General features: G+C 65.1%; 21 protein-coding genes, 1 tRNA gene and 1 pseudogene. 8 read left to right on the top strand and 15 right to left on the bottom strand.

From position 1 onward, the window contains the following. Window positions 1–71 precede the first annotated feature (71 nt). Complete coding sequence (locus EJC47_RS15310) at window positions 72–614, top strand: NMCC_0638 family (lipo)protein (protein ID WP_010407682.1); 543 nt, start codon at window positions 72–74, stop codon at window positions 612–614. Between the two features lie 60 nt (window positions 615–674). Here EJC47_RS15310 and EJC47_RS15305 read toward each other — a convergent pair whose 3' ends face one another. From EJC47_RS15305 to EJC47_RS15275, 7 genes and pseudogenes are all read right to left on the bottom strand, one after another. Beyond that, window positions 675–1,067: a hypothetical protein gene (locus EJC47_RS15305; protein WP_260591604.1), complete on the bottom strand. Its 393-nt coding sequence runs from the start codon at window positions 1,065–1,067 to the stop codon at window positions 675–677. 53 nt (window positions 1,068–1,120) lie between these two features. Further along, complete coding sequence (gene yihA, locus EJC47_RS15300; protein WP_126848786.1) at window positions 1,121–1,759, bottom strand: ribosome biogenesis GTP-binding protein YihA/YsxC; 639 nt, start codon at window positions 1,757–1,759, stop codon at window positions 1,121–1,123. After that, window positions 1,756–3,513 carry a membrane protein insertase YidC gene (gene yidC / locus EJC47_RS15295; RefSeq protein ID WP_126848785.1) on the bottom strand — a complete coding sequence of 586 codons (1,758 nt, stop codon included), beginning with the start codon at window positions 3,511–3,513 and terminating at the stop codon, window positions 1,756–1,758. The genes yihA and yidC overlap by 4 nt, the downstream gene beginning before the upstream one ends. Window positions 3,514–3,532: 19 nt before the next feature. Further along, on the bottom strand, window positions 3,533–3,745 hold the full coding sequence (gene yidD / locus EJC47_RS15290) for a membrane protein insertion efficiency factor YidD (RefSeq protein WP_126848784.1): 213 nt from the start codon (window positions 3,743–3,745) through the stop codon (window positions 3,533–3,535). Window positions 3,746–3,866: 121 nt separating this feature from the next. Next, window positions 3,867–4,178: pseudogene (rnpA, locus tag EJC47_RS15285) on the bottom strand (ribonuclease P protein component); the annotation flags it as partial. 38 nt (window positions 4,179–4,216) lie between these two features. Next, complete coding sequence (gene rpmH / locus EJC47_RS15280) at window positions 4,217–4,351, bottom strand: 50S ribosomal protein L34 (protein ID WP_010162954.1); 135 nt, start codon at window positions 4,349–4,351, stop codon at window positions 4,217–4,219. Between the two features lie 101 nt (window positions 4,352–4,452). Further along, on the bottom strand, window positions 4,453–4,800 hold the full coding sequence (locus EJC47_RS15275; RefSeq protein ID WP_260591603.1) for a hypothetical protein: 348 nt from the start codon (window positions 4,798–4,800) through the stop codon (window positions 4,453–4,455). A gap of 109 nt (window positions 4,801–4,909) precedes the next feature. Here EJC47_RS15275 and EJC47_RS15270 point away from each other — a divergent pair, with 109 nt between their 5' ends. Beyond that, window positions 4,910–6,415: a YifB family Mg chelatase-like AAA ATPase gene (locus EJC47_RS15270; protein ID WP_126848783.1), complete on the top strand. Its 1,506-nt coding sequence runs from the start codon at window positions 4,910–4,912 to the stop codon at window positions 6,413–6,415. A 6-nt stretch (window positions 6,416–6,421) separates the two neighbouring features. On the opposite strand, the gene EJC47_RS15265 is transcribed toward EJC47_RS15270, so the two are convergent. Next, entirely contained in the window at window positions 6,422–7,345 is a 924-nt protein-coding gene (locus EJC47_RS15265) for a hypothetical protein (protein WP_126848782.1), read from the bottom strand. Between the two features lie 190 nt (window positions 7,346–7,535). Here EJC47_RS15265 and EJC47_RS15260 point away from each other — a divergent pair, with 190 nt between their 5' ends. Further along, window positions 7,536–7,982 carry a helix-turn-helix domain-containing protein gene (locus EJC47_RS15260; protein WP_052192253.1) on the top strand — a complete coding sequence of 149 codons (447 nt, stop codon included), beginning with the start codon at window positions 7,536–7,538 and terminating at the stop codon, window positions 7,980–7,982. Window positions 7,983–8,020: 38 nt separating this feature from the next. Further along, window positions 8,021–8,105, top strand: a tRNA-Leu gene (locus tag EJC47_RS15255). A gap of 6 nt (window positions 8,106–8,111) precedes the next feature. Here EJC47_RS15255 and EJC47_RS15250 read toward each other — a convergent pair. After that, entirely contained in the window at window positions 8,112–9,971 is a 1,860-nt protein-coding gene (locus EJC47_RS15250) for an ABC-F family ATP-binding cassette domain-containing protein (protein ID WP_126848781.1), read from the bottom strand. 78 nt (window positions 9,972–10,049) lie between these two features. Between EJC47_RS15250 and EJC47_RS15245 the strand changes: the two genes are divergently transcribed. Then, window positions 10,050–10,502: a GreA/GreB family elongation factor gene (locus EJC47_RS15245; RefSeq protein ID WP_126848780.1), complete on the top strand. Its 453-nt coding sequence runs from the start codon at window positions 10,050–10,052 to the stop codon at window positions 10,500–10,502. A 99-nt stretch (window positions 10,503–10,601) separates the two neighbouring features. After that, a complete protein-coding gene (locus EJC47_RS21050) occupies window positions 10,602–10,919 on the top strand; it encodes a hypothetical protein (protein WP_185867687.1) in 318 nt (105 codons plus the stop codon). 35 nt (window positions 10,920–10,954) lie between these two features. Here EJC47_RS21050 and EJC47_RS15235 read toward each other — a convergent pair whose 3' ends face one another. The 6 genes from EJC47_RS15235 to EJC47_RS15210 all read right to left on the bottom strand — a co-directional run bounded on the left by EJC47_RS15235 (window position 10,955) and on the right by EJC47_RS15210 (window position 16,924). Next, window positions 10,955–12,268, bottom strand: coding sequence for a sensor histidine kinase (locus EJC47_RS15235; protein WP_185867689.1), 1,314 nt, complete (start codon window positions 12,266–12,268; stop codon window positions 10,955–10,957). A gap of 46 nt (window positions 12,269–12,314) precedes the next feature. After that, a complete protein-coding gene (locus EJC47_RS15230; RefSeq protein ID WP_126848792.1) occupies window positions 12,315–13,034 on the bottom strand; it encodes a response regulator in 720 nt (239 codons plus the stop codon). An 88-nt stretch (window positions 13,035–13,122) separates the two neighbouring features. Next, window positions 13,123–13,569, bottom strand: coding sequence for an EF-hand domain-containing protein (locus EJC47_RS15225; protein WP_126848778.1), 447 nt, complete (start codon window positions 13,567–13,569; stop codon window positions 13,123–13,125). Window positions 13,570–13,706: 137 nt separating this feature from the next. After that, a complete protein-coding gene (locus EJC47_RS15220; RefSeq protein ID WP_126848777.1) occupies window positions 13,707–14,483 on the bottom strand; it encodes a thioesterase family protein in 777 nt (258 codons plus the stop codon). Next, window positions 14,480–16,006, bottom strand: a complete 1,527-nt coding sequence (locus EJC47_RS15215) for a class I adenylate-forming enzyme family protein (protein ID WP_126848776.1) — start codon at window positions 16,004–16,006, stop codon at window positions 14,480–14,482. The genes EJC47_RS15220 and EJC47_RS15215 overlap by 4 nt, the downstream gene beginning before the upstream one ends. A 222-nt stretch (window positions 16,007–16,228) precedes the next feature. Then, window positions 16,229–16,924, bottom strand: coding sequence for a glutathione binding-like protein (locus EJC47_RS15210; protein ID WP_126848775.1), 696 nt, complete (start codon window positions 16,922–16,924; stop codon window positions 16,229–16,231). 229 nt (window positions 16,925–17,153) lie between these two features. Here EJC47_RS15210 and EJC47_RS15205 point away from each other — a divergent pair, with 229 nt between their 5' ends. Further along, window positions 17,154–18,371 carry an acyl-CoA dehydrogenase family protein gene (locus EJC47_RS15205; RefSeq protein ID WP_126848774.1) on the top strand — a complete coding sequence of 406 codons (1,218 nt, stop codon included), beginning with the start codon at window positions 17,154–17,156 and terminating at the stop codon, window positions 18,369–18,371. Window positions 18,372–18,476: 105 nt separating this feature from the next. Next, entirely contained in the window at window positions 18,477–19,544 is a 1,068-nt protein-coding gene (locus tag EJC47_RS15200; protein WP_126848773.1) for an acyl-CoA dehydrogenase family protein, read from the top strand. Window positions 19,545–19,554: the final 10 nt, after the last annotated feature.

Genomic DNA, 19,554 nt, shown 5'->3' with positions numbered 1-19,554 from the left:
TCTGATGCAGATTACGGCCTACGAGAATTGAGTTGTCTTAGCGTTCGATTCTGATCCCCGGAGAGACCGATATGCTTTTCTTCGCCCTGCTTCTTCAGGCCAGCACACCACCGCCTGCGCCCTTGGTGTCAAATCAGGGCCAGGAAGTGGTCGACCTATTTGGGAGCATGTGTGTGGAAACCGCACTCAAGCCAACAAAGGCGCACATTTTCGATGGTCAACCGGAAACGGCGCGCTCGATGACTCCCGATGAGTTGAACAGAGTTGCGCCGGGTGCGGCCGCGACCGAAGGCTGGATTGTCAGGAGCCCTCACGACGCATGGGCGGCACTGTGGTTTGCTCCGGGGAAGCAGACCTGCGGCGTCACCGTTCGTGCAGCCGATCCGACGGGCATGGAAGCAGCTCTCAACGCTCGGCTAAAGACCTTCTATGACTCGATGGGAATGCAATTATCCCAGCGACCGGACGAAATATCTAACGAAGGCGGCGTCACCGTTCACCGCGCTAGCTGGACGATCGACATCGGCACACACCAACTTGCCGTGATCGCGTCCTTTGCTGAGAAGCCGATCGGGGCTCAACAGCATCTAATGACGATCACCATGTTGCGATGAAACCATAGGACCAGCGATGTATCGCGAGGTTTGAAAGGCGTATCGTATGGCCGTGGCTGGTCAGCGCGCGCGGCGGGGCCAATTATACTGGCTGCTCTCGAAGGAAATGACGGCACCGGCATTGTCGCCGAGCGGGATCGAGGCGGTGCCGTAGACGCCGCGCGTGCCGTTCGAGCCGATCATCGCGCCGATTTCGCCGTGAATGCCGGGACCGGTGCCCGGCAGGCGCTCGCCGCGAGCGGCGGCGGCGCTTTCCACGGTGTTGCTGTTGAGGATGGCGTCGCGTTCACGATCCGACAGGCGGATCGTGTCGCCTGTGGGCTGCGTGGTCGCTGGGGCCGTGGTGGTCGGTGCGGTCGAGGCCTGCTGGGCAAAGCCCGCCGTCGGCAAGCACGCGGCGCTGGCCGCAACGGCGGAAAGGAGCAGCAGGGCGGGGCGCATCGGACGAGTCATGGCATCACTGTAGCGCAGATGTGCGCGCTCGCCAACGTGCGCCGAAAACCCGCTTAGCTGGTGACCGCCTCGATCACCGCCGCGCGCAGTTCGGGGATGCCGAGGCCGGTTTCGCTCGACGTCACCAGAATCTCGGGGTGTGCCGCCGGGCGCTTGCGCGCTTCGTCGGCGGTGGCCTGGGTGACCTCGGCCAGTTCGCTCGCCTTGATCTTGTCGGCCTTGGTGATGACCATGCGGTAGCTCACCGCCGCCTTGTCGAGCATCTCCAGAATGTCGCGGTCGACGTCCTTGATGCCGTGGCGCGCGTCGATCAGCACCAGCGCCCGCTTGAGCACGTCGCGCCCGCGCAGGAAATCATTGACCATGAAGCGCCACTTCTTGACCATGTCCTTGGGCGCTTTGGCAAAGCCGTAGCCGGGCATGTCGACGAGGCGGAACGCCAGCGGGTTGCCCACGTCGAAGAAGTTCAATTCCTGCGTGCGGCCCGGCGTGTTCGACGTGCGCGCGAGCGAATTGCGGCCGGTGAGCGCGTTGAGCAGCGACGATTTGCCGACGTTGGAGCGCCCGGCAAACGCCACCTCGGGCACCACCGCATCGGGCAGGAACTCGATCGTCGGTGCCGATTTGAGGAACGCGATCGGCCCGGCGAAGAGCTTGCGCGCGGCTTCGACGTCTTCGGGTTCGAAACTCACTTCTTCACCGCCGGTTCTTTCAGCCCAGGATGGCGGGCGTAGAGCAGGCGCTGCTGTGCGACGGTCCACAGGTTGGAGGTGATCCAGTAGACCTGCAGGCCGACCGCGAACGGGGCCATCACGAACATCAGCATCCACGGCATGATCGCGAAGACCTGCTTTTGCGCTTCGTCCATCGGCGCCGGGTTCAGCTTGAACTGGAAGAACATCGACACGCCGAGCAGCACCGGCACCACGCCGATCGCGAGGAAGGACGGCAGGTGGTAGGGCAGATAGCCGAACAGGTTGAGGATCGTCGCCGGATCGGGTGCCGACAGATCGTGGATCCAGCCGACGAACGGCTGATGGCGCATTTCGATCGTCAGCAGCAGCACCTTGTACAGCGAATACATGATCGGGATCTGGATCAGGGTCGGCAGGCAGCCCGCGAGCGGGTTGACCTTCTCGGCCTTGTACAGCGCCATCACTTCCTGCTGCGCGCGGGCCTTGTCGTCCTTATACTTTTCCTGGATCGCCTTCATCTTCGGCTGGATCGCCTTCATGGCGGCCATCGAGGCGAACTGACGCTGCGCGACGGGGAAGATCAACGTGCGGATCGTGACGGTGAGCAGGATGATCGCGACACCGAAATTGCCGATCATGCGGAACAACCAGTCGAGATATTTGAAGATCGGCTTTTCGACGATCTCGAACCAGCCCCAATCGATCGCCTTGCCGAAATGCTGGATGCCGAGGCGATCCTCATAACGGTCGAGCGTGTTGGTTTCCTTGGCGCCGGCGAAAAATTTGGCGGTCGAGACGAGCGCCTTGCCCGGTGCGACGACGCGCGGGGCGAGCGTGAAATCGCCCTGGAACACGTCGCCGGTGGCGGCATGGAAGCCTGCACGGACCGGCGCACCGTGATCGGGGATGACGGCGGCGAGGAAGTATTTGTCGCCGAAGCCGAGCCAGCCCCCGGTGGAATTGAAGAAATTCTCGCCAGCCTTGGCCGAATTGCCCCAGATCTTGCCGAGGAAGCTGGCGTCCTTGCCCTTCAGATTGTCGAAGGTGATGTCATAGGTGGCGCCTTTGTCGAACACGCCGATCGGGCCGATATGGTTGGTCCAGGTATCGGCCTCGGTGCCGACGCCCGAGCGCGAGACGAGCGCATAGGGGCGCAGCGAGATCGGCGCGGGACCGGCATTGGCGACGGTCTGGCGCACCGTGAACATATATTTGGCATCGACCGCGAAGGTCAGCGTGAAGCGTTGGCCCTGCTTGTTGTCCCAATACAGCGTGACCGGGGTGTTGGGGGTCAGCGTCGTGCCATTGGCGGTGAAGACGGTATCGCCATTGGGAACGGTGACGCCGTCGCCATTCCAGCCGAAGCCCGCGAAATAGGCGTCCTTGGTGCCGCGTGGCGACAGCAGGCGGATCGGCGGGGAATTCTTGTCGATCGTCTGCTTGTATTTGGTCAGCGTCAGATCATCGATCCGCGCGCCCTTCAAGTTGATCGAGCCTTGCAGATCGGCGGTCTGGATTGCCACGCGCGGAGTTTCGCGGCGGACGATTTCCAGATCGCGAACCTGCGCCGGGGTCGTCGCGGCCGGGCTTCCGCTGGGCGGAGGGACAACCTGGCTCTTGCCATCGACCAGCTTGGTCGCGGGCGGGTTGGCGACATGCGGGAAATAGCGAGCCGACAGGAAATTGCCGCCCAGCAGAATGATCGCGGCCAGCACCGCGAACAGGATGAAATTCCGGGTATCTTCTTTCACGCGGGTGTCTTCCGTTCGATCAGGGCACTGGATCGGGTCCGAACCCGCCCCAGGGATGGCACCGCGCGATTCGCTTGGTTGCCAACCACCCGCCTTTCACTGCGCCATAGCGGCGAAGCGCGGTGATTGCATAGGCGGAACAGCTTGGGGTGTAGCGGCACGATGGCGGCAATACGGCCGAAGGGCCGATTTGCCAGCCGCGCACCAGCAGGATGAGGAAGCGGGTCAGCACGTTAGGACACACTCGTGACCGTTCGCCCTGAGCCTGTCGAAGGGCCCCAGCCGCACGAGCGTCGATGCGTGTTGCGAGGTGTGCTTCGACACGCTCAGCTCGAACGGAGTGGAGTGGTCGCTCACCGCGCCGCCTTCGCCAGTGCTTTGGTGAGTTCGGCGCGCAAGGCGGTAAAATCGCGCTCGATTCCGCCGTTGCGGCCAATCAGTACATGGTCAGCACCGGGCACGCCCTTTTCGGGCAACAGCTCGCGCGCAAGGGCACGCAACCGCCGTTTCATGCGATTACGAACCACGGCGTTGCCGATTTTCTTGGTGACGGTGTAGCCGACCCGCATGGCGGGATCGCCATCACCGCGAGCGCGCACTTGCAGGACGAAGCCCGGCATGGGTGCGCGCTTGCCTGCATTCGCCGCAAGGAAATCCGCGCGGCGCGTGAGCGTGCGTAGGTCGGGAGGCCCGACGGGTACGGTTACGCCGAGAGCTTCTTGCGGCCGCGGTTGCGGCGCGCGCGAATCACGTTGCGACCGCCCGGGGTCGCCATGCGCGAGCGGAACCCGTGGCGGCGTGCGCGCACCAGATTGCTCGGCTGAAAGGTCCGCTTCATCGTTCATTCCCTAAAATTCTGCACGGGGCACGTCGAAATAGAAAATGGCCGCCACGAGGACGGCCTTGAAGGTGCGCGCTTACCGAGGACGTGCCGGAAAGTCAACGTGTGCGATCGTTGGTTGGTGGTGCGAGGATCTCGGCGAGCCGCGCGCGAAAGCTGGCGGGCGGGCCGTCTTCCCGCGCTTCCCGGTCGCGCGCGCGGCGGCGTGCGGCGCTTTGGCGGCGCAATCCCATATCGGCATAATGGCCGAGCCTGGGCCAGCGGCGCTTGGCGGTGACGAAATGCTTTTTGGCGCGGTGTGAGTTTTGCAGAACCAGCGCGAGGCCGGCGGCAAACACAAAGATGCCGCCGGGCCCCGGAATCGCGCCAACGATCGGCGAGAGAATCACCAGGACGACGCCACCGGAAACAAGGCCCGTGCGGACCAGCGGATTACGGGACGTCATCATCGACAGGCATGTGGGGCCGGTGTCTTGTTTGCGCAAGACGCCGCCCGGCGCTGTTCCCTCCGCCGGAAAACGCGGTATGCTTCAACCGCGTCCGGGGGGAACACAGATGGCAGCGAGCGTTTCGACGGTGGCGTATCTCGGGCTCGAGGCGCGCGCGGTCGAGGTGCAGGTGCAGTTGATCCCGGGCTTACCCGCCTTCAACGTCGTTGGACTGGGCGACAAAGCGGTGGCGGAAAGCCGCGAGCGGGTGCGCGGGGCGATTGCGGCGATGGGGCTGGCGCTGCCGCCCAAGCGGATCGTGGTCAACCTGTCCCCGGCGGATTTGCCCAAGGAAGGATCGCATTTCGATTTGCCGATCGCGCTGGCGCTGCTGGGCGCAATGGGCGTGGTCGATGCGGAGACGCTGAGCGATTATGTCGTGGTGGGCGAACTCGGGCTCGACGCGCGAATCGCGCCGTCGCCGGGGGTGTTGCTGGCGGCGCTGCATGCGTCGGAACGCGGGATGGGGCTGGTGTGCCCGGCGGCGCAGGGCTCGGAAGCGGCCTGGGCGGGGCAGGGGGTGCTGGCGGCACCCGACATCCTGTCGCTGATCAACCATTTCAAGGGGCATGGCCTGCTGAGCGAGCCGTTGCCCGGCGACGCGGACGATGTCGGCCACGGGCCCGATCTGCGCCAGGTTAAAGGGCAGGAGACGGCCAAGCGTGCGCTCGAAATCGCGGCGGCGGGCGGGCACAATCTGCTGATGGTGGGGCCGCCGGGGGCGGGCAAATCGCTGATGGCGTCGTGCTTGCCGGGCATTTTGCCACCGCTCGATGCGAGCGAGGCGCTCGAGGTGTCGATGGTGGCGAGCGTCGCGGGGACGCTGACCGGCGGCCGTCTGACTCGCCAACGGCCCTATCGCGCGCCGCATCATTCGGCCTCGATGGCGGCGCTGGTCGGCGGCGGGTTGAAGGTCAAGCCGGGCGAGGTCAGCCTCGCGCATCTGGGCGTGCTGTTTCTGGATGAACTACCGGAATTTCAGCGCGCCGTGCTCGATTCGCTGCGCCAGCCGCTGGAAGCCGGGACCGTCAGCGTCGCACGTGCCAATGCCCACGTCACTTTCCCGGCGCGGGTGCAATTGATCGCGGCGATGAACCCGTGTCGTTGCGGTCATCTGGGCGACGCGGCCCTTGCCTGTTCGCGCGCGCCGCGCTGTGCAGCCGACTATCAGGCGAAGGTCTCGGGGCCGCTGCTCGACCGCATCGATCTGCATATCGAGGTGCAGGCCGTGAGCGCCGCCGATCTGGTGTTGCCGCCGCCAAGCGAAGGCTCGGCCGAGGTCGCGGCGCGTGTCGCGGCGGCGCGGGCGGTGCAGCGAGCGCGCTATGCTGACCATGCGGCGCGCACCAACGCCGATGCGGACGGCGCTTTGCTCGACGCCGTCGCCACTCCCGATGCGGCAGGATGCACGCTGCTGGCGCAAGCGTCGGAAGCGATGCGTTTGTCGGCAAGGGGCTATACGCGCATCCTGCGGGTTGCGCGGACGATTGCCGACTTGGCCGGTGCCGAGACGGTCGGGCGCATTCATGTTGCCGAGGCGCTAAGCTATCGCCGTCAGGCACCTCGCAATTAGTCGGGCTCAGTCGAAGGTGAGGAACGCCGGCTTGCCGTCGAGATAGCAGTGCGTCGGGTTATCGAAGCGAAATCCGCCTGGACCCAGCCTCCGCAAGACGTGTGCGCAGTGCGCGGTGGCACGCGCTCCGGCCTGGACGATCGCGGCCGACCTCAGATATGCGTCGGTGGCCAGGACGCCGTGTCCGGCACGCGTCAGCTTTCCCGATGCGACCGCACTTTCGACCTCCCGCCGGACCGTCGAATAGCTCATGCGCAAGGTACGGGCGAGTACGGTGATGGCGATGGGCTCGCGCAAATCCTCGGGCGGAGCGGTATCGGCTTCCCCATAGCGGCGGCTCAGTTCCGGGTCGCGCGTGATCTTGCGCGCACCGGCGGTTGCCACGGTGTGCACGACCACAAGCTCGAGCCAGCTTGCATGCGCTTCCCGAATATAATCGAACGGCGCAAGCACCAGGTCGATCGCCGCTGCAATGGTAGCGTTCGGATCATAGAAACGATCGACATGATTTGGCGGCAGGGGAACGCCCATCTGTGACAGATCTTCGATGACACTGACCATGTGGTCGTGCAGCGAACGCAGCAAGGTCGCAAAGGCGGGCAGGGCCAGCGTCTCGCTCCGAACGCTCACGCCGTGATCGACGCGCTGGCAAATCCCGTCGTCGATCAAGGCGTGGACGTGCCGTCGTACCGTCTCGAACGGTCGATTGAGCGACATTGCGACCGCATTGATACTGATGCCGTCCACGACCGAAGGCGCGGTCGACGCTAGACCGTTACAGAAAGCGCGAAGGCCGCTACTGCCGCGCAAGATCATCAGCAGGAAAATCGCTCGATCGAACGGGATTTTTCGCTGGAGATGCTCTTCCAAAACGCGGACCACATCCAGTCCAGACGCCAATTGCATCTGGCTGACAATGCGACCGATCATGCGGCTCCCCGGCCGCGCCGCAACTTCCCATTGCAAATGTTGCACCGATCCGATCGCTCCCCACCGCCCTGTGCGAACGACTCTTACCCGATTTGCTCAAATGACGCATGTGATGTTTATCAAACTGGGTAACCATAGGGTGTAATATTTCAAATGGGGCCGTAACGATTCCATTGGGCGGGGGAATCGTATGGCGGGACACGGCGAAGCGTACGGGGGAGCGGACCTTGTCTCAATCGACGTCGCGCCGCCTGTCAGGCGCGAGTCGTTTCCAGGTGCCGCGTTGCAGAGCGCGCGCGAGGCGATGGGCGAGTCGCTCCGTGATGTGTCCCGCCATACGCGAATTCCCGAGCGCCACCTCGAGGCGATCGAGCGCGCCGATTATCGCGTTTTTCACGCGGCGCTTTACGCCGTCGGTTTTGCCCGCACCTATGCACGCCATGTCGGCTTGACCGAGCCCTGGATCGCCGAGGCGGTTCGCGCGCACTATCTCGCTGAGCGATTGCCGGAACGCGATGCGGCCCCCGGTCTGGAGAGCCGTGCAATACAGAGCGCCGTCCCGGCGATTCTGGCGGCGGTGCTGTCAATCTGCGCGGTATTGATCTTGGTGGGCTGGCTTCTGCGCATGTGGGGTTGATGTCCGGCGCGGTCGCGGCTAACAGCACCGTCCACGCTGCGGGTGTGGTGAAATTGGTAGACGCGCGGGACTCAAAATCCCGTTCCGCAAGGAGTGTCGGTTCGACCCCGACCACCCGCACCATCTACGTTACGCTGCGGCCAGCTCCAGCGTTTCACTGATCTCGAACCACACGGCCTCGGCGGCCTCCAGCTTCTTCGAAATCTGCGCGTGCTGCTTGGTCAAGTCGGCCGGGCTTAGCCGGGCGAGCCACGCCTCGGAGGTGCTTGGATCGAGCATCGCGCGGTCGATCGCACCCAGCTGCTTGGTGAGCTTGGCGACCAAAGCCTCAGCCTCATGCGCGCGCTTTTGCAGGGCGACCGCAGCGGCGCTCAGTTGTGGCTTGTCGTCCTTCTTCGCCGCCTTGGCCTTGGCACCTTCGCCACCGCCATCGCCTGCCAGCACGAAGGCGATATAGTCCTCCATGCTGCCGGCATATTCCTTCGCGGTGCCGCCATCGACCAGCACGAGCCGGTCGGCGGTGAGTTCGACCATGTGGCGATCATGGCTGACCAGGATGACCGCGCCGTCATAGGCGTTGAGCGCCTGAACCAGCGCCTCGCGCGCATCGACGTCCAAGTGGTTGGTGGGTTCGTCGAGGATCAGCATGTGCGGCGCGTCGCGCGTGATCAGCGCTAGCGCGAGGCGCGCGCGTTCGCCGCCTGAGAGTTTGCCGACCTTTTGCGTCGCCTTGACGCCCGAGAAGCCGAAGCGGCCGAGCTGCGCGCGCACCGCGCCCGGCGTCTTGCCCGACATCATGCGGGTCATATGTTCGAGCGGGGTATCGTCGCCGTCGAGTTCCTCGACCTGATATTGGGTGAAATAGCCGACGCGCATCTTGCCGCTGGCGTTCATCGCGCCGTCCATCGCGGGCAATTGCGCCGCGAGCAAGCGCGCGAGCGTGGTCTTGCCGTTGCCGTTGCGGCCCAGCAGCGCGACGCGGTCATCGGGATCGATCCGCAAATTGAGGCGCTGCAGGATCGGCTTGTCGGCATAGCCGACGGCCGCCATGTCGAGCGTGATCAGCGGTGGGCGCAATTCTTCAGGGCTCGGGAATTCGAACGACAGCGTCGGATCTTCGACCATCGACGCGATCGGCTGCATCTTCGCCAGCATCTTCTGGCGGCTCTGCGCTTGCTTGGCGGTCGAGGCGCGGGCGCTGTTCTTGGCGATATATTCGCTCAATTTTGCGCGTTGCGAATCCTGCGCGGCCTTGGCGGCGGCGAGCTGGGCGACGCGCTCGGCGCGCTGACGCTCGAAGCTGTCATAGCCGCCGGTGTAAAGATGGACCTTGCCGCCTTCGAGATGCAGGATCGTGTCGACGACATTGTTGAGCAGATCGCGCTCGTGGCTGATGACGACCATCATCGCCGGATAGCTCTTCAGGAAATTCTCGAGCCACAGGGTCGCTTCGAGATCGAGATGGTTCGAGGGCTCGTCGAGCAACAGCAGATCGGGTTCGGAAAACAGCAGGGAAGCGAGCGCGACGCGCATCTTCCAGCCGCCCGAATAGCTGTCGAGCGGGCGACCCTGCATTTCCTCGTCAAAGCCGAGGCCGACCAGAATGCGCGCGGCGCGCGCGGGGGCGGTATAGGCGTCGATCGCGGTCAGCCGATCATAGACGGCACCCAGACGATCCGGGTCCTGGCAGGTTTCGGCCTCGGTCAGCAGCGCGGCGCGCTCGGTATCGGCGGCGAGCACGGCTTCGATCGGGGTGGTGGTGCCGCTCGGCGCTTCCTGCGCGATATAGCCGATACGGGTGCCGCGCGGCATCTCGATCTCGCCGAGATCGGGTTCGAGCTGGCCGATCATCACCTTCATCAGCGTGGACTTACCCGCGCCATTGCGCCCGATCAGGCCGACCCGGCTCTTGGGGGGCAGTGCGGCGCTCGCGCCGTCGAGGATCGCGCGCCCACCGAGGCGCACCGTGATACCATTGATATTCAGCATCGGCAGCGCCTAGCAGATTGTTGCGTTGCACCCAAGTGTCCGGCAGCGCGTTATACAACAAACACGAGAGGAAGCGGAATGAGCGTCGCCTTCCGTCGCGAAAGCGACGAGGAACATCTGGAACCCAAGTTCGAACGGCCGATCGCGCCGGGGCCGAATCTGGTCACGCCGCGCGGGCTGGCGCTGATCGGTGCCAAGGTGATCGAACTGGAAGCGGCATTGGCCGATGCGGCGGCGGTCGATCGCGACGCGGTGCTGCGCGAACTGCGCTATTGGCATACCCGCCAGACCACCGCTGAAGTCGTACCCGCGCCGCCTGCTGGCGTGATCGGTATTGGCAGTCGCGTGACGTACCACCTGGCGGGTGCCGACCGCACGGTCGAAATCGTCGGCGGCGACGAGGCCGATCCGGCGGAGGGCCGTATCGGCTTCCAGGCACCGCTGGCGCGCGCGCTGATCGGTGGGGAGGTTGGCGAGCGCGTGGATTTTGCGGGTAAGGTCGATGCGGTCGAAATTATCGGGGTGGCGTGAACCGGGCTTTCCCGGCACCGTCCTGACGCGCACCGAATCCTCGGCCCAAGCGTTGGCGATGGAGACTGTCTCCGCCAAACCCGATCAAGGACCGCGACCATGGCCCGCAAAAGCAAGCTCGGCGCGATCGCCAATCCATGGCCGACAATCGGTATCGAAGCGTGGACGCTCGGGCTCGAAGCGTCGGCGGTGATCGGGTTGCGGACGTGGCAGCGCGTGATGGCCGGTCCCAATGGCAACGCTGCCAGCGATGCCGAGGCGCATCGCATGATCGATGAGAAGATGACTGCGGCGCTGCAGTTGCAGATGGCGATGCTGACGGGTCGCCTGGGTACCACGCCTGCAACCGCGACGAAGAAGATCATCCGGCACTATTCTCGCACGGTGCGCGCCAACCGGAAGCGGCTGGCGGGGTAACGCGGGCTTGGCGAGGTTTGCTCGCGCACCCGCCGTTAGGGTCGCGCCAATGTAATCCGCGCGATCAGGCCGCCGCCGTCGCGGTTTTCCAGCGTAATGTCGCCGCCCGCCTCGCGTACGATCGCGCGGGCAAGCGCGAGCCCCAGCCCGATGCCGCCGGTTTCCTTGTTGCGCGACGTCTCCAGCCGGGTGAACGCCTCGAACACATCGCCCAGCCGATCGGCGGGGATGCCGGGGCCACGATCGCACACGGCGATCACCACTTCGCGCGGTGTCGCGGTGAGCGTGACTTCGGCGGACCCGCCATATTTCAGCGCATTCTCGATCAGATTGCGCAGCGCGCGCCGCATCGGCGAGGGGCGTAGCCGGACCTTCAGGCGATCGGCTTCTTCGAAACCGACGGAGTGGCCAAGATCGCGGAAATCCTCGACGACCGCATCGACCAATGCCGCGAGATCGACCTCGGTCGGCGGTTCGCTCGGGCGACCCAGCCTAGCGAGCGACAGAATGTCGTCGAGCGTGCGGTTCATTTCGGCGATGGTATCGGCCATTTTTGCGCGATCGGTGTCGTCCTCAACCGATTCGATCCGCACGCGCAGGGCCGCCAGCGGGGTACGCAGATCGTGCCCGATCGCACCGAGCATGCGATCTTTTTCCTCCAGCATGGCGGTCACGCGCAGCCGCAGTGCGTTGAACGCCACGATCACGTCGCGCACGTCCTGCGGACCGCTCTCGACGATCGGTTCGGTCGCGGTACTAGGGTGGAAGTCGCGTGCGGCGGTGGCCAGGCGGCGAAGCGGGCGCGATATGCGGCGTCCCGCCCAGAGCAACGGCACCAGCACTACGCCGTAGAGAATCGCCGTCTGCGCGAACAGCCGCCACAGGATCGTCGAATCGCTGCGCGTCCAGCCGATGTTGAGCGCAATCCACTGTCCGTCGGGCCGCTGGACCGCGACGACGAGCTCCGCCCCCGCACGGAGCAGGCGTTCGATGCGGGACTGGCTGACATAGCGCAGACGCGGATCGTTCGGCGAGATCGGCAACACTTGCGTTTCGATCCGGTTTACCTTGACGCCAGCGTCAGTGAGCGCGGCACGCAACGCTTGCTCGATATCGCCCAGCCGCTCCGCCCCGGCCGGGATCGGGGAGGCGGCCAGCACGCGGGTGCGGCTCCACGAGCCGCCGCCGCCGATCTTCTTGCCCGCCGCAATGCGTTCGTCGGCATCGACGATGCGGGTGACGGCGGGCCCGGTTGCCTGATCGAGCCGTGCCTGACGCCGTTCCTGCAGCAATAAGCCGAAATTGATCGCCTGCGCGACGAACAGCGCCACCGCGATCAGCAGCGCCATCTGGCCGGAGAGATTGCGCGGGAGGAGCTTCAAGGGCGCGCCGTCGTCACAGCCGGGTCACTTCGGCGGCCAGCGTATAGCCACCGCCCCATACGGTCTTGATCAGGTCGGGTGCCTTAGGGTCGGCTTCGATCTTGCGGCGCAAACGGCTGACCTGATTGTCGATCGCGCGGTCGAACGCGGCGGCTTCGCGGCCTTGCGTGAGATCGAGCAACTGGTCGCGCGTCAGCACCTGACGCGGGCGCGTGACCAGCGCGTGCAGCAAGTTGTACTCGCCGGTCGACAGTGGCACCGAGACGCCGTCGCGATCGACCAAAGTGCGCTCGCCCGATTTCAGCACCCATCCGGCAAAGGCGAACGATCCGCTTTCGGGCGCGTGTTGGCGCACGCCGCCCGCGGCGGCACGGCGCAGGATCACCTTGACCCGCGCCGCCAGTTCACGCGGCGAAAACGGCTTTACCACATAATCGTCCGCGCCCATTTCGAGCCCGACGATACGGTCGGTCTCCTCGGTGCGGGCGGTGAGCAGGATGACGGGGATCTCGCCGCTCTCGCGAATGTGGCGGGTGAGCGACAGGCCGTCTTCGCCCGGCATCATGATATCGAGAATGACGAGGTCGATCGCATAAGCCGTCATCCGCGCGCGCGCGCCCTCGGCGTCGCCCGCTTGCGTCACGCGGAACCCTTGCCGCGTCAGGAACTGCGCAAGCGGCTCGCGGATCGAGCGTTCGTCGTCAACCAGCAACAGATGCGGCGTTTCCCCCATGGTGTCGGTGTTTAGCATGACGCGATCCACTTGGAAAAAGGTGCCGGGCGAGCGGGGGGCATGCTCGCCCGGCGGCCGGGCCTGGGGATTATTGGCCCGGATTGGGGGAAGGGGTTGGCGCGGGGGCAATCGCGTCCGCAGGGTCGCGGCGCTGCATTACTGCCTTGCGCGCGCGGTCGGTCCAGGCGGTCAATTCGTCCTTGGTGATTTGGCCATCGCCATTGGCGTCGATGCGCGCGAAACGCTTGTCGGCTTGCGCAAGATATTCGGTGCGCGAGATCTTGCCGTCGCCATCGGTATCGGCGCGTGTCAGCAGGCGCGCCGCCGGGCCGGTCTGCTCGTCGGCCGAGAGGAAGCCGTCTTTGTTGGTATCCATCGCGTCGAAACGCGCATTCGCTTGCGCCGTGGCTTCGGCCTTGGAGATCATGCCATCGCCATTGGTGTCCGCCTGCGTCATGCCACCGCCCTGTGCAACGGCCGCAGCGGTCGCAAGCGCGGCAATTGCGGCTGCAGTAAGAATGCGGGTGAACCTCATCGGCTGGTCTCCTGATGCTGCTTTGGCGATGGCGTGTCGGTTGCGCGGTTATGCCGTGGCATCTGTCGCGCCACTATCCCGGGGATGGGGGCAAAGTGTCGCAAAATGTCGCAAGGCGTGGCAACCACGCCCGGCGGTCACGCGAAGATGGCGACGCTTTGCATCCCCTGGGCAATGGGGGTGCCGTCGGCATTCCACAGCATCATCGTCTGGCTCGATCCGCCATTGACCGCGTGGGCCGATTCGGCCGCGAGCAACCACCAGCCATCGCGGGTGGCGGGGGCGGGCGTCAGCAGGTTGACGATCCACGTCAGGGAACTGAGCGGCGCGGGCTGCTTGCCGAGCAGTTTGAACGCGGCGGGCGGTAGCGCGTCGGCCAGCGCCAGCACCTCGACCATCGGGTCGATCCCCGACGCATCGCGCAACCGCGCCCAGCGCAGCCATTCGGCTTCGCCCGGTGCCTGATCCTTCAGGTCGAGGAAGTTGAAATTGCCGGTGAAAAAGCCGTCGGGGCCCGTGTAGAGGGTGGCGTCGGGAGCAGGCGGGGTGACCGCACGCTGCAATCCGCCGCTGAGCGCAATGCGCGAGGGCTGTTCGGCCATGAAGACGAAGATTGCGCGATAGCCGAGCCCCGCCTCCGACACGATATCGGCCTGAATGAAGGCGGCGGTACGGCCGCGGCGCAATTTGGTCGCGGTGACCGTGACCGCGCCCGCCAGCGGCCCGATGAAGGAGACTTGCGCCGACCGCAGCGGTGGCAAATCGGGTTCGATACCTTGCGCGGCGTGCAGCGCCAGCGCGCTCGACAGGCCGCCATAAGCGGTGCGCCCTTGCAGCCAGTCGGAGGGAATTTCGGTGCGGAAGCCGCCTTCGACCGGCTGCGCGGTGGAGAGAATCTGGTGGATCGGGGTCACAGCGCGTGCTCCGCCAAGCGATCGCGCAACTCGCGTTTGAGCACCTTGCCGATCGCGCTGCGCGGGAGTTCGGCAATCGCGTGGAGTGCCGCCAGACGCTGCGTCTTGCCAAGCTGCGCATTGGTCCAGTCGAGGATCTCGGCGATGGTGGCGTCGACCCCCGTATGCGGCACGTAGAAGCCGACCGGGCTTTCCCCCCACGCCTCGTTCGGTACGCCGATGACGCTGCAGTCCGCAACGGCGGGATGACGCGCCAGCACGGCCTCGAGATCGGTCGGATAGATGTTGAAGCCGCCCGAGATGATCAGGTCCTTCTTGCGGTCGAGCAACGTCAGGAACCCGTCGGCATCGAAGCGCCCGACATCGCCGTGGCGGATGAAGCGGTTGCCCACGGCATCGAACCATTCGGCGGCGGCGGTGGCGTCCTTGCGGCCGTGATAGGCGGTCATCATCGCCGGGCTGCGGCCGACCACTTCGCCCATTTCGCCCTGCGGCACCTCGCGACCGTCATCGTCGATCAGGCGGATGTCGTGGCCCTCGACCGGGCGGCCGACGGTGTGGAGCTTGTCGGGAAAGGCGTTGGCGATCAGCAGGCAGGTGCCGCCGCCCTCGGTCATGCCGTAATATTCGACCAGCAGCCCCGGCCAGCGCGCGACGACATCGGCCTTCAGCGCCGCCGGGAACGGGGCGGAGGTGCAGGTCTTGAAGCGGAAGCTCGACAAGTCGAAGCGATCGAAATCGGGCAGCGCCATGATCCGCTGATATTGCACCGGCACCAGCATGGTGTGCGTGGCGCGGTGGCGTTCGGCGAGCGTCAGATAACCGCGCGCATCGAACTTCTTCAGCAACACCACCGTGCCGCCCCAGCCGAGCGTGGGCAGCACGCTGACCAAAGTGGTGTTGGAATATAGCGGCGTCGCGATCATCGTCACCGCGTCGGCGAACCCGGCGGCCTCGTTGCGGTTGATATGCGCCCAGCGCATCGCGTGGCTTTGTACGATCCCCTTGGGGACGCCGGTGGTGCCCGACGAGTAGATGATGTTGAAGCCATTCTCGGGCGCGATCGTGACCGGTGTCGGCCGCGCGCCGACCGGGGCGAGCCACGATCCCAGCGATTTCAGATGGACGAGCTTGCCGGGAATATGGTGTCCGCCCAATGCGCTTGCCGCCTCGGCGTCGACGAAGGTGATGGGGGCAGCACAGTCGGCGATCATCGCAACGATGCTATCGGGCGTCCCCGATGGCGCGAGCGGGGTCGCCACGCACCCGGCCCGGAGCGCGCCGAGGAAGATCGCGACATAATCGATGCTGGCGGCGGCGACGATCGCGACGGCGTCGCCCTGCCGCACGCCATCACGCTGAAGCGCGGCGGCGACGCGGTCGACCAGCGCGTCGAGACTGGCATAATCCAGCTCGCCGTCGGCTTCGGCCAGGGCGACCTTGTCCCCCTGCTCCGCGGCGTGCGCACGGATCAGGTCGGGCAAGGTCGCAAAGTCACTCGCGAGCATTTCGGCAGCGGTCATCATGTCCCTTCTCAGCAAATCCCGATCTTCGATTCGCTAGAACAAGAGAGAGGGAAACACCATACGCGATGTTCGAACGATCGATCCTCCCCGGAACGGGGAGGGGGGGCTTCGTCAGTCGGGTGGTGGAGGGGGCTCCACGGGAGTTCCGCCCGCGGCACGCCCCCTCCACCACTCGCTCAATGCTCATGGTCCCCCTCTCCCCGACGCGGGGAGGAGTCGTTACCCCAGTACCTTTGCCGTCTGCCCAAACAGGATCTTCTTCGCCTCCTCGGTCATCGGCTTGTTGTCGCTGATCGCGGCCCCCTTGGCATAAGCGGCGATCGTGTGCGGACGTGCGGCGATCGCCTCGAACCAGCGCTTCACGTTCGGGAAATTGCCGAGATTTTGGCCCTGGCGTTCATACGGCACGATCCAGGGGTAGCAGGCCATGTCGGCGATCGAATATTCGCCGGTGATGAAATCCCGGTCGGCCAGGCGGCGATCGAGAACGCCGTATAAGCGATTGGTTTCCTTGACATAACGATCGATCGCATAAGGGATTTTTTCAGGGGCATAGCCGCTGAAGTGATGGTTCTGCCCGAGCATCGGCCCCAATCCACCCATCTGCCACATCAGCCACTGAATCGTCTCGGTGCGGCTGCGCAAGTCCGCGCCGATGAACGCGCCATATTTGTCGGCCAGATAGAGCAGGATCGCCCCCGATTCGAAGATCGCGATCGGCTCGCCACCATCGGCGGGGTCGTGATCGATGATTGCGGGCATACGGTTGTTGGGCGCGATCTTCAGGAAATCCGGCTGGAATTGGTCGCCTGCGCCGATGTTGACCGGAATGATGCGATACTCGACCCCGGCCTCCTCCAGAAATAGCGTGATTTTGTGGCCGTTCGGCGTGGGCCAGTAATGCAGGTCGATCATGCGCCAAGCTCCTCTTGCGTCACGCGGGAGATGGGGAGCCGCTACGCGTCCGCAACTGCGCCGGGCAACAATGCCGGTGCCGATTGCGGCCTGAAGCGTCGCGGCCCGGTGCCGCCTTACCGAACGGGCGATCGCTGCAACGCGCCCAATAACGCTTTTCACGACGCCCATTCTGTGGCATCGCTTCGCCATACCCAATCTTCAGATTTTATCAGCAAGGACAGGTTTTATGGCGACTGCGCCCGAACTCGACGCTCCAGCGACCGCGCTTGACGAGTTCCGCCAGACGGCCCGCGCCTGGCTTGCCGCCAACTTCCCGCCTGCGCTCAAGGGCAAGGACAATGCCCTGTCCGCGCTCGAAGGCCCAACCGAACTGTCCGCAGATGAAATCGCCTGGAAGGCCGCAATGGGCGAAAAGGGCTGGGGTGTTCCCGGCTGGCCCAAGGCTTATGGCGGCGGTGGGCTCGACAAGGCCGAAATCCGCGTCCTGCAGGAGGAAATGGCGCGGATTGGCGCGTGGAACCCGATTGGCGGCATGGGCGTGATGATGTTCGGCCCGACGCTGCTCGAATATGGCAGCGAGGCGCAGAAGCACGAACATATCCCGGCTATCGCCAAGGGTGAGGTGCGCTGGTGCCAGGGCTATTCCGAGCCCAATGCCGGGTCGGACCTCGCCAATGTGCAGACCTTCGCCGAGGACGCGGGCGACCATTATATCGTCAACGGGCAAAAGACCTGGACGTCGGGCGGGCAGTGGGCCGACAAATGCTTCGCGCTGGTGCGCACCGACAAATCGCAAAAGCACGGCGGCATCAGCTTCCTGCTGCTCGACATGACTTCGCCCGGCGTCGAGGTGAAGCCGATTCGCATGATTTCGGGCCAGTCGCCGTTTTGCGAAACCTTCTTCACCAATGTGAAGGTGCCCAAGGAAAATCTCGTGGGGCGCGAGGGGCAGGGCTGGGAGATCGGCACGCGGCTGCTCCAGCATGAGCGTAACAGCCTGTCGGGCGGCGGCGGTGCCTCGCGGCTGTTCGCGGGCAAGGCGATGGGGGCGCTGGCCAAAGACTATCGCGGCGCGGATGAGCAGGGTCGCGTGCCCGACAGCGATTTGCGGATGCGCATCGTGCGGCATGAGATGGACAGCCGCGCCTTCGCGCTGACGCTGCGCCGTGCCGCGCTGGAAGCCAAGTCGAACCAGGGGCCGTCGGCGGCGACCTCGATCATGAAGAATGTCGGCGCGCGCATCACGCAGGAACGCGCGGAGCTGTCGATCGAGATCATGGGCATGGCCGGGCTGGGCTGGGAGGGCGAGGGCTTCAGTGAGGACGAACTGACCCAGACGCGCACCTGGCTGTGGGGCAAGGCGGTGTCGATCTATGGCGGGTCGACCGAGATCCAGAACAACGTGATTTCGAAGCGCATCCTCGGGATGCTCGATCACCAGTAATTCCAGATAGGCTGCCGCAACTGCGGCGGGCCGGAGAGGGGCGGGGTGAAGGACGGCAGAAGCCATCCTCCCCCGTTTCACCCATCACAAAACGGGGACCGCGAGATGGCCGTACTCAACGACGAACAAACGATGCTCCGCGACATGGTGCGCGAGTGGTCCGACAATGAATCGCCCGTGACCGCCTTCCGCGAGATGCGCGCGGCCGCACCGAGCGCGGGTTATGATGCGGCGGCGTGGCAAGCGCTGTCCGAAATGGGGGTGGCCGGTATCGTCATTCCCGAGGCTTTTGGCGGGACTGCCTTTGGCTATCTGTCGCTTGGCCTCGTGCTGGAACAGCTTGGTCGCAATCTGGCGGCGTCGCCACTGGCAGCGACGTCGGCGGCGGCGAGCGCAATCGTCTTGGGCGAATCCGAGACGGCGAAGGCCGAATGGTTGCCGCGCATTGCCAGCGGCGCGGTGGTCGCCACGCTCGCGGTCGATGAGGGGCCGGTGCATGATCCGGCCAAGGTCGCGACCAAGGTGGTCGACGGAAGGCTGAGCGGGACCAAGGCGTTCGTCGCCGAAGGCGATAGCGCGGGCGTCTTTGTCGTTGCCGCCGATGATGGGCTGTATCTGGTCTCCGGCGATGTCGGCGTGACCCGCTCTCCACGCCATATGACGGATTCGCGCAGCCACGCGCAGATCACCTTCACCGACGCGCCCGCCGAACGGCTCGGCGATACCGCGCTCACCGCACGCGTGGTCGATCGCGCGACTGCGGCGGTGTGCGCGGAAATGCTGGGCCTCGCGGTGCAGGCCTTCAACACCACCAACGATTATTTGAAGACGCGCGTGCAATTCGGGCAGGTGCTCTCGACCTTCCAGGCGCTGCAGCACCGCATGGCAAAGATGTTTACCGAGCTCGAATTGATGCGGTCGGCAGTCGAAGGGGCGTTGGAGGCGATCGATGCGGGGCGGTCGGATGTCGACCAGGCGGTCAGCCTGGCCAAGGCGGTGGCGGGCGATACGCTCCACCTCGTCAGCCGGGAGATGATTCAACTGCACGGCGGCATCGGCATGACCGATGAGCATGATGCAGGCTTCTACATCAAGCGCGCGCGTATCTTGGAGACGATGTGGGGCAATGCCGCTTTTCACCGGGAGCGCTTTGCCCGGTTGAACGGATACTGATCGGGATCCG

The sequence above is a fragment of the Sphingomonas sp. TF3 genome, assembly GCF_003985085.1.
Classification (GTDB): Bacteria; Pseudomonadota; Alphaproteobacteria; order Sphingomonadales; family Sphingomonadaceae; genus Sphingomonas.
Note: the sequence above shows the minus strand (reverse complement) of the source record. Positions and strands in the feature narration are given on the sequence as shown.